The sequence below is a fragment of the Acinetobacter guerrae genome, assembly GCF_009372255.1.
In the GTDB taxonomy this organism is placed as follows: domain Bacteria; phylum Pseudomonadota; class Gammaproteobacteria; order Pseudomonadales; family Moraxellaceae; genus Acinetobacter; species Acinetobacter guerrae.
In genome coordinates, this window is sequence record NZ_LXGN01000005.1 from 263956 (window position 1) to 277992 (window position 14037).

Below are 14037 nucleotides of genomic sequence, written 5' to 3' on the forward strand. Positions count from 1 at the left end.
ATGATGATCGTCATTGGGTCTTAACTAGCCAAGACCAAGACAAAAAACAAACCCCAGTTATTTCAACTGGGGTTTGTTTTTTTAGAGCAATTCAAACTATAAAATGCCTAGACTTTTCTGAATATTTTCCAGATGAGGCACATGAAAATGCTGATCTGCGATTTTCACCCATTTAAAAACCATTGGATCAGATTCAATCATTTCTTCATCTACCACTTCTGAAATACGTAAACGAATTGACTGCGGCATCGTGTTACACATCAATGCAAAACGCTGTGCAACATCCTCCGCTTCTATAACCAATGCCACGCCTTGAATTGTTGTAGGATCGTTTACAGCATATACAGGCAATTTTAGATCATGCCACTCAATCGTTTGTGCATCGACTTGAGTATCTAATGCAGACAAGACAATATTTTGTGGTAATAGCATCGGCACCCGATCATGACACTCAATAATATAAGCATCGATAAATCCAGTTGAAACTGTAATTAAATGTTGAAGTTCCTGTTGATCAATTTGTGGTACTGCGGTGTTATCTGTATTCATCAGTAACTCCCTAAACGTGTATCAAGTAAGGCTTCAATATTGGCAAGCAGTTCTGCTTCTTGGAAAGGTTTACCCATATAATGACTCACACCAAGTGACAATGCTCGTTCACGGTGCTTTTCACCTGTACGTGAAGTAATCATAATAATTGGCATGTCTTGATGTAATTCATGATGGCGCACCAAATTCGTGACCTCAAAACCATCCATACGAGGCATTTCGATATCTAGCAACATCAAATCTGGTTTGACATTTTCAAGCTGCTCCATCGCATCGACACCATCTTTGGCAGTGACCACATCAAAGCCTTGACGCTCTAATAAACGCGAAGTGACTTTACGTACAGTCACAGAGTCATCCACGATCATCACTAAACGACGTTCATCGGTATGACGCGTTTTTTCCCTGCCATCAATAGATTGTTTATTACGTTGTGTTGCCTGAATCTGTCTGGCAATATTTTGTCCATCCAAGATTAGACAAACATGACCATCCCCCAGAATTGTGGCACCCGCCACTGTTCCAATACTTGCAAATTGCTGACCAATAGGTTTAACCACGATTTGCGCACGTGAACCTACCAATTGATCTACCAATAGCGCAATGGTCTGACCATGCGCGCCTTTTACCAGTAACACAGGTAATGAATGTGCTACCCCTGATAATTTTGGAATAGGCTGATTGGCTACAAATTCAGCTAGATAACGTAACCGATAAGATGTGTTGTCGATATTAAAATAGTCTTCCTGACTATTAAAATATTGCTCTAAAGTTGAAGGTGCAATTCGTACGATCCGATCAATCTGTGCCAAAGGCAATGCAAATTGCTGATCGCCAACTTTCACCATAAGGGCATCACTTACAGCGACGGTCGTTGGAACACGAATAGTAAAGGTTGTTCCTGAGCCAAGTTTAGACTCGACTGTGACATGACCACCCAGTGTTTTGATGCCACTTTGCACCACATCAAGTCCGACTCCACGACCCGAAATTTGGGTTACAGCCGTAGCTGTACTAAATCCAGGATGGAAAATGTATTGTAGAATTTCCTGTGCATCAAGTTTTTGATCGGAAGTCATTAGACCATTTTGTAAGGCTTTGGCTTTAATTCGCTCAACATCAATACCTTTACCATCATCGCTAAAACTCACCAGAACATCCGTTCCCTGACGGCTGATATTCAGTTCAATACGCCCTGTTTCAGGTTTACCCAGTTTCAAACGTTCTTCACGATCTTCTAAACCATGATCGACTGCATTACGCAACATATGCTCAAGTGGCGTAACCAAACGTTCTAGAATATTACGATCCAGTTCACCTTCGGTATTCTGAACAATTAACTCTGCAGGACGATTGAGTGTGGTTGCAGTCTGACGCACAATCCGTTGTAAACGTGGCAATAATCGTGAAAAAGGTACCAGTCGGGTACGCATCAAACTTTCCTGAATCTCGGCCTGAATGCGCGACTGTTGCAATAATAAACCTTCGGTATCACGAATCTTGTCTGATAATGTCGTTTTAAAGTCCACCAGATCCGACGCAGATTCGGCAAGCGATTTTGACAATTGATTCAGAGATGAATATTGATCCATTTCTAACGGGTCAAAATCGGTATAACGCGAATTTTCCGTGCCATGTTTGGCAATGATCTGACTTTCTAGCTCACCTTCCATACGACGTAACTGATCTGCCAGACGTTGGATAGCAAGTTCCATTTCCACCAGTGTATTGCCCAATTGTCCCAAATCCATTTCGATACGGGAACGGTTAATGGCATTTTCACCAGACAGGTTAATCATTTTTTCAATCAGATCGGCAGAAACACGAATCATCTCATTTGAATCATCGACCTGTGTCGTATTATCCCATTCACCTAGCATAGAGGGTGGTTCTGTACCATCACCCTGTACAAACTCCATCACCTGTTCTTGCAAAAATAAATCTGCACGAGCGAGTTTACTCGGAATTTGAGCATTGGTATCGACAAACTCAAGTCGTTCCAAGGTATGCTTTAGACCATCATAGTTATTATATGAACGTTCAAAAATCGCCTGTTTTAACCATGTAAATGCTGTTAACAATAAATGGTCATAGACATTTGAATTAAAGTTTTTCACAGCAAACTGTTCAAACGCATTTTCAAGATGTGAAGCAATGACAGCAACAGGTTCTAGTTCTGCCATACGTGCACCGCCTTTCAGACTATGCACTGCACGTTGTAACTGAAGAAGTAGACTACGGTTTGAACGATCATCAAACCAGCGAAGAAGCAACTGATTCGCCGTTTCAAGTAATTCTTCGGCTTCTTCATAAAATGTTGCTTCAACTAGAGATTGCACATCATCTAGCTCAGATTGCTGATCATATTTATCAGCTGCTATTGTGGTCTCAGACTCTTCAATAACCGCTGGCTCACTGATGGATTCAGGCTCAATAAAATCAATAGCTGTTTCACTGACAGAATCTTTATTCTGTGCATCAATGATGTCATCTGGCAATACAGTTTCGGCAGGTTCATTCTGACTTGAGATATCAGGCTGAGACTGCTGAGATACACCTTGTAAAACTTGTTCAATATTTTTAAGTATTTCAATTACCTGTGTTGCAGGATAATCGATTGCCTGATCACGCAAAGTTTGGATACGATCGGCAATATCATCTTGCACCAGACGAATAATCTGGATGAGATTTGCAGAGGAATGTATTTGCCCATGGATTAAACGTTCATAGATCGTTTCTAACTCATGTGCGATCAAGCCCATGTACGTTGCCTGAACCATATTCGCACCACCTTTTAAGGTATGCAAATAACGCATCAGATTATTCAACGCTGAAGTATTAGTTTGTTGCTGCGACCAAGTATTTAAATCTGCATCAATACCCGCCAGTAGTTCATCCGCTTCTTCCAAAAAGATATCAAGAAGATCCGCATCAAAATTACGATTGGCTTGTTCAGCTTCAATATGCTGATGATCCTGTTGAATGCGTGCAGAAATTTGCGATAAATCAAACTGTGGGCTTGCTGGTTCAGACGCAGGCACGACTTGCTCAATTCGCGTATTTTGCTGTTCCACCGTTGAAGTTGACGGCTCAACAATAGATGTTTCAATATCTTGTTGAACAAAATCCTGCAATTCATTCAGAATATTTTGTTGCTCTTGTCCAAGATTGACACGTTGGCCTGCTGCTAGCGTATCGAATAAATGAATGACCTGTTGATGTGCTTGCCCAAAAATATCAAAAGCGAAATCGATATGCAGTAATTCTGGTTTTTGCAGTAGTGATTCATATGCGGGTTTTAATTGCAATAAATAATCATGCACACCCTGCGAAGCACGATTATGAGTATGTTCAATTAAAGACATTGCCTCTTGAATCAACTGCTGAATATAAGCAGGAAATTCATGTTTGGCACGCTTTTCAAACTCATAATCGGCATTTAGCAGGTTGTCGATTTCTAGCTGTAATAACGATGTAACCACGCCTTGCGGGTGTTGCGCTTCATGTGCAATTTCTTCGATATTAAAGCCATAATTTTCCCACGCCTGATTGAATTTTTGATCAATTTTATCAAGCTGTTGCTGAGACCCTTGCTGATGCAAGGTATGCAAATAATCACGAACGAATTCAGCATAATGAGTCAGTAAAGCGGTTTCATTGGATGTAGATTCCAATTCATCCTGCATCAATGTCTTAAATAGCGTTTCAACTTTACTACTGGCATCAAACACTTGCTGAATATGAGCCATCGATGAACTGCCGCGTAAAGTATGCAAAGCACGAATCAATTGATTATAGCTTTGATCGGTTGGCTCATCTTGTTGTAAGAAAGCATCCACAGTTTGTAAATGCTCTTCTGCTTCTTCAAGGAAAATTGCCAGTGTTTCCTCAATTAAACCTTTATCTTGGGTATTTACAGATTCAACACTCAAATCAGCAATCGCTCTAGACTCAAGTTCAATTGGCTTTTCAGTTTCAGTAAACTGTTCTTCCTGAATTTCAAGACCTGTATTTACAGAGGTAGCGTTCAACCGTTCAGCTAAAATGAGCAACTCCTCCAAAGCAGGCTCTACACTTTGCTGTTGTTGAAGTTGTTGTCCTAATAAAATCAAAGGACGAATATCTAACGCATGTGCCTGAATTTGTTTAAAATCGTCATAAAATTTAAAGCGATACAAATTAAATACAGCGTGTACATAGCGCTGTAAATCCAGAGTCAATGGTAATGTTTTCGCAATAATTCGATTCAGTGTTTCTTCAACTGTCCAAGCCAACTCACTAGATGACTTGGCTCCCACCATACGCCCAGACCCTTTTAGCGTATGAAAATGGCGGCGGACTTCCACCAAAGACTGGTGTTCATCTGGCTGAGCCATCCATTGCGGAATAAGTTGATTCAGTTCTTGAAAAATTTCTTCTAGTTCTTCAATAAAAATTTCAAGAATTTCTGGATCCTGATCAAGATAACTGTCTTCAGGTAAGTTTATTGTTTCAACAAGATGTTTTAATATTTCTTTCATAACGAAGGCTTCTTTCGTTTATCCACCTTTGATGGTGAAACATGATCTACCACCATCACGCAAGTGACTTCCCTCTCAAGAAGTCATCTTGACGATGCATTTTTTATTTGGGACAGCTCAAAGTCTATCCCAAAGTATAACTCAAAGTTTAATCAGGTAGTTTAAAGTCTGATACAGACTCACGTAATGACTCCGCCATATTCGCCAGTTCAGAAACCGAACGTGCCGTATCAAAGGTTGCCGTCGTGGTTTGTGAGGTAATTTCCTGTACGACATTCATCGTATTGGCAATATGGCTGGCCGATGCAGACTGAAGTTTTGCAGCATTGGAAATGTTTGCAATCAGTTTTGCCAAGTTATTCGATACGCTTTGAATTTCATCAAGTGCAACACCCGCATCTTTCGCCAAATTAGCACCACGCACAACCTCAGACGTCGTTTGTTCCATTGAAATTACTGCTTCATTGGTATCTGTCTGAATGGTTTTAACCAAGCCTTCAATCTGTTTGGTTGCAGAAGCCGAACGCTCTGCAAGGCGCTGTACTTCATCGGCAACCACGGCGAAACCACGTCCTGCTTCCCCTGCCATCGATGCCTGAATCGCGGCATTCAATGCCAGAATGTTAGTTTGGTCAGCAATATCGTTAATCAAAGAGACAATGTTTCCAATTTCCTGAGAAGACTCACCCAAACGTTTAATACGCTTAGACGTTTCCTGAATCTGTTCACGAATGGTATCCATCCCGACAATAGAACGGTTTACAACGTCTGCACCATTAGATGCAATTTTTACTGAACGCTCGGCAACCTCAGCAGATTCGGCAGCATTGGCAGATACCTGATCGATCGAAACCGCCATTTCGTTAATTGCAGCAGATGCACCCGCAATTTCCTGTGCCTGATGCTCAGATGCCTCAGCTAACTGATTGGTAATGGTCTGGGTATCTTGCGTATAACGTGCCACTTCCTGAGACGTATCGGTAATACGAGAAACCAGATCACGTAACTGATCAATCGCAAAGTTAATCGAGTCAGCAATTGCTCCTGTAAAGTCTTCCGATACTGTTGCATACGAACGCAAGTCACCGTCTGCCAAATCTGCAATTTCATCCAGTAAACGTAAAATTGCATTCTGGTTACGGTCATACTCATCTTGTAAGCGAGTTACACGCGTTTTATCCATTGCACTACGCAAAGATAAAAGTTTGAGGATGGTATATGTAAAACCACCAAGGAATAACAGTAATAAAACCGCTGGAATAATACTTGACCAACCAGAATCGGCTTTATCTGAAAGATTATTCAATGATTTGAGCATGTCATCAGATTGAGAAAAAATCTGAGAAGATGCTTGACGGACTTTTACAATCTGGTTGGCATTTTTAAATACTGTAGATGCTGCTGTTTTTAGTACTTCATCATATTCAGATTTAATACTTTCTACAGATTCACGTAAGGTTGAATCACCAATACGCTCTACACCCAAATCTGTACTGCCGTTTAACTGAGCATTGAGATAAGCACCAAAAGTTTCAATATCGGCACTAAAATCATCTGCCGATGCACGAGCATTTTCTGTGCCAACCAATACCGAGCCAATCGAACGAAGAATACGCTCTGCAATGAATACTTGGTTTTTAGCAATCACCACCTGACTACTTGGCATATTTAAACGTGCCATTTGGTCAACCATCAGGTTGTATTCAGCCTGAATCCCTGGAATTGATTCGCCAATCGCAATATTGGTGTCATAGAGTTGATTAATAAGTTTTTGTTGCGAAGTAATCAAATCTACATTGGTCGAAACATTTTTCCAGAGTTCGTCTACTTTTTTATACTCATCTGAAGATGTTCCATAAATATCTTGGACATTTTCCAGATTTTGCGCAAATTGCTCTTGTGATTTTTTCAGGTTCGCAATCATTTCAGGTGAACCAGAGGCAGTTGCATCTGTAGCCTGACGTGGAATGGTCTGTGACAATAGGCGTAATTGTCCCAGACTCCGTGTCAATTCGTTGTTACGTGGTACGCTATAGAACAAGTAAATCAGCGTTAGGATTGCCAAAAATAAAAAGATAATGGCCGCATAAATGATCGGTTTAGATTTTTCACTTTCCCCAAACAGTCGTGAAAATTGATCAATCTGAGCCTGTATTTTGGCAAAAAATGCAGAACCGTCTTTTTTAACCGCACTTTCAGCTGTGTTTTTCTTTTTTAGTTTAAAGCCCATGCAGCTTTTCTCCTGAATACGCTTGATTGACTTGATTGCGTAGGAATTTAATTTATAAATCTTGCTGAAGCATTCATATACTGTGGATTTTTCAGTAGCTGACTAAATAAAAAAACATGCCAACGCTGGTTATGTTGATAAAAATAACCCTGACAATAATCTTTTAATTTTTGATCTAGCTCATCACTTTTAGAAAAAAAACTGCGTTTATTAAAGTGCTGAATCCCCAGAACCTGATCTACAACCAAACCGACATAATGGTCATTGTGACTGATACATAATACTTTTTGTGTAGGTGAAAACTGAGACCGTTGCCCAGATACAAAATGTGTTAAATCAGACACCGAGAGTAGTCTCCCCCGAATATTCGCCAGTCCCCTTACCCATACTTGAGCATTGGGTACTGGTGTATATTTTGGAGGATAAATCACTTCTGTGACTTCCCCCAACGGCGCAACAAAATATTGCCCCATCATCTCAAAGGCAATACCTGACCATCGGTTTACTTCGTTTTGATTGGAAGCGTAGCTTCGATTGCCACGTTTTGCCAATCGAAGCAATTCGATAAATCCATTTGCTGCCATAGTGACTATCCTAGATTGAGATTTTGCTGAATCACTTCAATCAATTTATTTTCATCAATCGGTTTGGTCAGATAATCTCGAGCGCCCTGACGTTTCCCCCAGACACGATCCGTTGCCTGATCTTTGGTACTCACAATTACAACTGGAATATGTTTGGTATTCTCACCACGACTGATTTCACGAGTCGCCTGAAAACCATTTACGCCAGGCATAACTACATCCATGAGCACCAAATCTGGCTGCTCTGCTTGAGCCATGGTCACACCATCCGCCCCATTAGATGCTTCTATGACTTCAAAACCATGTTTTGTTAATATTTCTCTAAAGCGAAATGTTTCAGTTGGTGAGTCATCTACAATTAAAATACGTGCCATTTTATTCCCCAACGTTTTCTTTAATTTATGTATTTACGTGATTTCGAATAGCGTTTAATAGTTCATCTTTACTAAAAGGTTTGGTCAAATATTCATCCGACCCCACAATACGGCCTTTGGCTTGATCAAATAACCCATCTTTACTAGACAGCATGATGACTGGAATATTTTGATAGTTCTGTGAGTTCTTGATCAACGCACAGGTTTGATAGCCATCTAGACGCGGCATCATGATATCAACAAAGACAATATCAGGATTGGTTTCGGCAATTTTTGAGAGCGCTTCAAAGCCATCAACTGCGGTAATAACCTCACAACCTTCACGTTGCAGTAAAGTTTCGGCCGTACGACGAATGGTTTTTGAATCATCAATTACCATGACTTTAAGATTTTGAAATTTATCTTCCATTTAACGACCCTTTTCCCCATTTATTTAATACAGACAATAATTAAAAATGATTATAGTCGATCATCGGGGCTTTCATTGTTTTTACAGATTATGACCTTTTTTAACATATAATTACTTGCGTTTTCAATGAAGGTTTTTTGATGTTTAAACACACTTTTAATAAATATCTCCAAACCAATCACACTTTATAGCAACTTATGATTTTTTTTTGAGTTATTCCTATTTTTAATTGGATAATTTACAACTAATATAAAGATATTATTATTTAAAAATAAGTAAATTAGTCACTTTTAAATTGGGGAAAAGGATGAACAATGGGGTGAGATGTCAAAAGCTTCTGGAACAATCCAAACAGATGACTCGTCGTTCCATTATTGCATTTGGACTATTTTTGTGGATGCCTATTGCGAATGCGAGTAGTGAACAGCCTCATGCTGTTTGGTATCGTTATTATGATCAAAAAGGTATTGCCAATATTAGCAGCTCTGTAACACCTGCGCATATCCGTTATGGCTATGAAGCTTTAGATCGCAATATGCAGGTCATTCGCCGTAATAAACCTTATAATGCTGAAGCAGATTTGCGTCAGTCCCGCCAAAGAGAAGCACTGGCTCGTCAGCGGGAGCAAGATTTAAAACTCAAACGTGCCTATGGAAATGTAGCCATTGCAACCGAAAAGCAAAATCAGGCTTTATCAGGTATTAAAAAACAAATCATGTCACAACAAGATCAGCTTAAACAATTACAAAGTGACCGAATTACGTTTAAACGTCAGGAAATGGAGTACTTGCGCAAGGGAGAAAGTAGCATTCCTCAACGCTTAAAAGATCAACTCGATCAGAATGATCAGAACATGGCGAATCTGAAAAAAAATATCTCAAGCCTGCAAAATAGTTACCGTACAACGCAAGAACATTATTCCAACATTATAGACCGCTTAAAAACCTTGGAATAATCGTTATAATCCTGACACCAAATAAAACAATGAATGTCATTTATTTAAGGATGGGTAGGCATGCGGAAAGTGTCACGCACTACATTTTATATCCCTGTACTCTGTTTAATTAGCTTCAGCGTTATTCTAACTGGCTGTAATCGCTCTACATCTACAGACACCTCGAAAGCTCACGCGCCTGAAACAGTCGAGATGATCCCACAAGATCTAACACAGGTTTCTACAGGTACACTGGAACGTAAAACAGCTTTTACAGGAACAATTCGAGCCATCCAACAAAGCTCAATTCAGGCACAAGTTTCTGCAACAGCGACACAGGTCAATGCCGATGTCGGACAACAAGTCAAAAAAGATCAGGTTCTTGTCCGTTTAAATAATCAGGATAATGCTGCTCGTTTAGCTCAAGCGCAGGCAAACCTTGCATCCGCTCAGGCTCAGGCTGAACTTTCATATAATTTGATGCAACGTAAAAAAAGACTTTTAGATCAGGGTTTTGTTTCACGTGTTGATTATGAACAAAGTCAAGTCGACTACAAAGCTCAACTTGAAACAGCGAATGCACAAAAAGCGAATCTGGAAATTGCACGTAAAGCAGATCAGGACGGTATTATCCGAAGCCCTCTTACAGGTGTCATTACCAAACGCAATGTCGAACCCGGTCAAACCGTTTCAGCAGGACAAACTCTATTTGAAATAGTGAATCCTGAACAACTGGAAATTCAGGCTAAATTACCATTAGAACAACAATCTGCGCTACAAATCGGCCAAAAGATTCAATACACAATTCAAGGCAATTCAACTCCATTAAATGCAGTTTTAACACGTGTTTCACCTGTAGCTGATCAAGTAAGTCGGCAAATCGAGTTTTTTGCGAAACCTATTGAAAGGATTAATTCACTGAGTATCGGTGCTTTTGTCGAAGGTTTTATCTTAAATAAGGATCAAATTCAGGGTCAAATTATTCCTTTGGATGCTATTCAAAGTATCGATCATGCCCCTTATGTTTGGGTCGTTCGCCAACAAAAATTGCGTAAAATTCCTGTTCAGGTTGTTGAAAAACGTTTTGCCGAAAACAAAGCCATTATTTCAGGATTACAAACAACCGATGCCGTGAGTCGAGTTAAATTTGATAATCAGGATGAAAATAAATCTGTTGTATTTTCAAACTCAGCTCAAGTTACGTCAAACAAAGATAAATAAAAGAACGATTTTCAGGATTAAGTTTATGTGGTTTACCCGAATTAGTGTCAAATACCCAGTCTTTACCATCATGATGATGTTTTGTCTGATGGTTTTGGGTTTGGCATCATGGCAACGCATGGGGGTAGAAGAATTTCCTGATGTCGATTTTCCTTTTGTTGTGGTCTATACCAATTATCCTGGCGCATCTCCTGAAGCAGTCGAATCTGAAATCACTAAAAAACTCGAAGACCAGATCAATACAATTTCAGGCTTAAAACAGATTACCTCACAGTCCAGTGAAGGGCTGTCGATGATCATTGCCGAATTTAATCTGGAAGTTCCATCCAGTGTCGCTGCGCAAGATGTCCGTGATAAAATTGCAGTGGTTAAGTCAGATTTTCGAGATGAAATAGAAGATCCTGTCGTAGAACGTTATGACCCCGCCAGTAATGCCATTATGTCGGTGGTATTTGAATCAGGTTCGATGTCTTTGCGCGATTTTAGCTCTTATCTGGATCAGCGAATTTTACCTCAACTTAGAACCGTTCCGGGTGTAGGAACCGTGAATTTACTGGGGGATGCTAAACGCCAGATTCGTATTGAAGTCAATCCTCAACAACTACAAAGTTATGGCATTGGGATTGATCAAGTCATTAGTACTTTAAAAAATGAAAATATCGAAATTCCAGGCGGCTCACTAAAACAATCCGATTCTGAATTAGTCATCGAAATTCAATCTAAAGTGATCTATCCACATGGTTTTGGTGATTTAGTCGTTGCCAATAAAAATGGTGTACCAATTTATCTTAAACAGATTGCTAAGGTTGAAGACAGTCAGGCAGAGCTTGAAACTGGTGCATATTTAAATGGGAAAGCAGCCGTTGCGGTTGATATTTTACGTAGTTCAGATGCCAATGTGATTCAAGTGGTGGATAACACCTATAAAGTGCTAGATAAAATCAAGACCCAACTCCCTGAAGGGGCTAGTTTAAATGTCGTTGTCGATAGCTCAAAAGGGATTCGCGCCTCGATTAAAGATGTAGCGCGTACCATTATTGAAGGTGCATTACTGGCTGTTCTGATTGTTTTACTATTTTTAGGCTCTTTCCGTTCAACCATCATCACAGGTTTAACTCTTCCCATTGCCCTACTTGGAACCTTAACTTTTATCTGGGCATTTGGTTTTAGCATCAACATGATGACGCTTTTAGCATTATCACTTTGTATTGGTTTACTCATTGATGATGCAATCGTAGTACGTGAAAACATTGTTCGCCATAGTGAAATGGGCAAAGATCATGTCACTGCGGCACTGGACGGAACGAAGGAAATTGGGTTGGCTGTTTTGGCAACCACACTGACCATTGTCGCGGTTTTTTTACCTGTCGCGTTTATGGGTGGCATTATTGGGCGTTTTTTCTATCAGTTTGGGGTGACGGTCAGTACTGCTGTTCTCATCTCTATGTTTGTTAGTTTTACCCTTGACCCAATGCTATCAGCACATTGGCAAGAGAAAAAAACCAATAAACCACCAAGTCGGATTAAACGCTTCTTTAATTGGATTTCTCAAAAGCTCGACAACTTAAGTCATGTTTATGAGCATTTACTCAAACTTGCCTTACGATTTCGTTTTATCACGATTTTAATTGCAATTGCATCGTTAATTGGGGCATTAGGATTATCCAAGCTTATTGGAACCGAATTTGTACCAACGCCAGATAAAGGCGAGATTCGCATTAAATTTGAAACCCCAGTAGATGCCTCCTTGCAATATACCCAAGCAAAGCTTGATCAGGTCAATCAGATTATTCGCCAACATCCACAGGTCAAATCAACCTATGGCGTAATCAATGGGATTACAGATCAGGGTAAAAACCATGCCAGCCTAAGAGTAACCGTGACGCCAAGGCAGCAACGTAGTCAAACCTTAACTGAATTAAATAATGAGTTTCGTGAGCGGTTAAAACGTGTAGCAGGCATTAGCGTCACTTCTGTTGCCTCGGCGGATGAAACCGTATCTGGTGGTCAAAAACCCATTATGATTTCAATCAAGGGACCAGATCTAAATGAATTACAAACTATTTCAGATCGCTTTATAGCTGAAATGGAAAAAATAAAAGGTGTGGTCGATCTAGAAAGTTCATTAAAAGAGCCAAAACCGACCTTATCGATTCAAATTAATCGTGTTTTGGCGAGTGATCTGGGTTTATCAGTCAATCAAATTGGCAATATCATACGTCCTTTGGTTGCGGGCGATGATGTCACGACTTGGCAAGATGAACGCGGCGAAACCTATGATGTCAATTTACGGCTTGCAGAACATAGCCGTGCCTTACCTAGCGATCTGGAAAATCTTTACCTTACTTCCTCTAAAACTGATACCAATGGTCAATCTATTCTGGTTCCGTTTGCTACGGTTGCAAAGTTTGAACAAACCTTAGGGGCATCACAGATTAATCGGCGTGATCTGGCTCGCGAAGTGTTGGTCGAAGCCAATACTTCTGGTCGTCCAGCAGGTGATATTGGTAAAGATATTGAACAGTTACAGAAGAACTTTAAGCTTCCAGCAGGTTATAGTTTTGATACACAGGGTGCAAATGCAGACATGGCTGAATCGGCGGGTTATGCACTGACGGCCATTACTCTATCAATCGTGTTTATATATATTGTACTCGGTTCACAATTTAACAGTTTTATCCACCCTGCCGCGATTATGGCATCCTTACCCTTATCTTTGATTGGGGTATTTCTGGCGTTATTTTTATTTCAAAGTACCATGAATCTGTTTTCTATTATTGGCATCATCATGCTCATGGGTCTGGTCACCAAAAATGCAATCTTACTCATTGATTTCATAAAAAAAGCAATGGAACGTGGTGAAACTCGTTATGATGCAATTATTCAGGCAGGTAAAACCCGTTTGCGCCCCATCTTGATGACCACCAGTGCGATGGTCATGGGCATGATTCCATTGGCTTTAGGGCTAGGCGAAGGCGGCGAACAAAGTGCGCCGATGGCACATGCAGTGATTGGTGGTGTGATTACCTCTACCCTGCTGACTCTTGTGGTGGTGCCTGTGATTTTTACTTATTTGGATGATCTGAAAAATTTCTTGTTGCGTCAAACCCGTAAATTAATGTCATAATCTGGTCTTTGTTGAATGAGATGAAATATTCATCTCATTTTTTATCGTATAATCTTGTGTTTTTATCGTGCTCTGTTAAAGAGCCCACT

Annotated in this window: 9 protein-coding genes; 3 read left to right on the forward strand and 6 right to left on the reverse strand. The window is 40.2% G+C overall.

Annotated elements, in window-relative coordinates; all coding sequences use genetic code 11:
- Nucleotides 1-96 precede the first annotated feature (96 nt).
- The 6 genes from A7A69_RS05105 to pilG all read right to left on the reverse strand — a co-directional run bounded on the left by A7A69_RS05105 (nucleotide 97) and on the right by pilG (nucleotide 8666).
- A complete protein-coding gene (locus A7A69_RS05105; protein ID WP_151981158.1) occupies nucleotides 97-549 on the reverse strand; it encodes a hypothetical protein in 453 nt (150 codons plus the stop codon).
- Nucleotides 549-5069, reverse strand: coding sequence for a hybrid sensor histidine kinase/response regulator (locus A7A69_RS05110; RefSeq protein ID WP_152876472.1), 4521 nt, complete (start codon nucleotides 5067-5069; stop codon nucleotides 549-551). The genes A7A69_RS05105 and A7A69_RS05110 overlap by 1 nt, the downstream gene beginning before the upstream one ends.
- Nucleotides 5070-5217: 148 nt before the next feature.
- Nucleotides 5218-7299 carry a methyl-accepting chemotaxis protein gene (locus A7A69_RS05115; RefSeq protein WP_151981160.1) on the reverse strand — a complete coding sequence of 694 codons (2082 nt, stop codon included), beginning with the start codon at nucleotides 7297-7299 and terminating at the stop codon, nucleotides 5218-5220.
- Nucleotides 7300-7346: 47 nt separating this feature from the next.
- Nucleotides 7347-7883, reverse strand: coding sequence for a chemotaxis protein CheW (locus tag A7A69_RS05120; protein WP_120370903.1), 537 nt, complete (start codon nucleotides 7881-7883; stop codon nucleotides 7347-7349).
- Between the two features lie 5 nt (nucleotides 7884-7888).
- Nucleotides 7889-8257 (reverse strand): response regulator, encoded by a 369-nt coding sequence (locus A7A69_RS05125; RefSeq protein ID WP_120370904.1) that lies wholly within the window; start codon nucleotides 8255-8257, stop codon nucleotides 7889-7891.
- 25 nt (nucleotides 8258-8282) lie between these two features.
- Nucleotides 8283-8666: a twitching motility response regulator PilG gene (gene pilG, locus A7A69_RS05130; RefSeq protein WP_120370905.1), complete on the reverse strand. Its 384-nt coding sequence runs from the start codon at nucleotides 8664-8666 to the stop codon at nucleotides 8283-8285.
- Nucleotides 8667-8973: 307 nt separating this feature from the next.
- Between pilG and A7A69_RS05135 the strand changes: the two genes are divergently transcribed.
- From A7A69_RS05135 to A7A69_RS05145, 3 genes are read left to right on the forward strand one after another with little or no spacing between them, the layout of a single operon-like run.
- Nucleotides 8974-9621, forward strand: a complete 648-nt coding sequence (locus tag A7A69_RS05135) for a hypothetical protein (RefSeq protein WP_120370906.1) — start codon at nucleotides 8974-8976, stop codon at nucleotides 9619-9621.
- A gap of 60 nt (nucleotides 9622-9681) precedes the next feature.
- A complete protein-coding gene (locus A7A69_RS05140; RefSeq protein WP_152876473.1) occupies nucleotides 9682-10821 on the forward strand; it encodes an efflux RND transporter periplasmic adaptor subunit in 1140 nt (379 codons plus the stop codon).
- Between the two features lie 25 nt (nucleotides 10822-10846).
- Nucleotides 10847-13948 carry an efflux RND transporter permease subunit gene (locus tag A7A69_RS05145; RefSeq protein WP_152876474.1) on the forward strand — a complete coding sequence of 1034 codons (3102 nt, stop codon included), beginning with the start codon at nucleotides 10847-10849 and terminating at the stop codon, nucleotides 13946-13948.
- Nucleotides 13949-14037: the final 89 nt, after the last annotated feature.

Bases quoted from the DNA above. Each gene is read 5' to 3' on its own strand.
- A7A69_RS05105 (WP_151981158.1), bottom strand. From the start codon at position 549: ATGAATACAGATAACACCGCAGTACCACAAATTGATCAACAGGAACTT.
- A7A69_RS05110 (WP_152876472.1), bottom strand. From the start codon at position 5,069: ATGAAAGAAATATTAAAACATCTTGTTGAAACAATAAACTTACCTGAA.
- A7A69_RS05115 (WP_151981160.1), bottom strand. From the start codon at position 7,299: ATGGGCTTTAAACTAAAAAAGAAAAACACAGCTGAAAGTGCGGTTAAA.
- A7A69_RS05120 (WP_120370903.1), bottom strand. From the start codon at position 7,883: ATGGCAGCAAATGGATTTATCGAATTGCTTCGATTGGCAAAACGTGGC.
- A7A69_RS05125 (WP_120370904.1), bottom strand. From the start codon at position 8,257: ATGGCACGTATTTTAATTGTAGATGACTCACCAACTGAAACATTTCGC.
- pilG (WP_120370905.1), bottom strand. From the start codon at position 8,666: ATGGAAGATAAATTTCAAAATCTTAAAGTCATGGTAATTGATGATTCA.
- A7A69_RS05135 (WP_120370906.1), top strand. From the start codon at position 8,974: ATGAACAATGGGGTGAGATGTCAAAAGCTTCTGGAACAATCCAAACAG.
- A7A69_RS05140 (WP_152876473.1), top strand. From the start codon at position 9,682: ATGCGGAAAGTGTCACGCACTACATTTTATATCCCTGTACTCTGTTTA.
- A7A69_RS05145 (WP_152876474.1), top strand. From the start codon at position 10,847: ATGTGGTTTACCCGAATTAGTGTCAAATACCCAGTCTTTACCATCATG.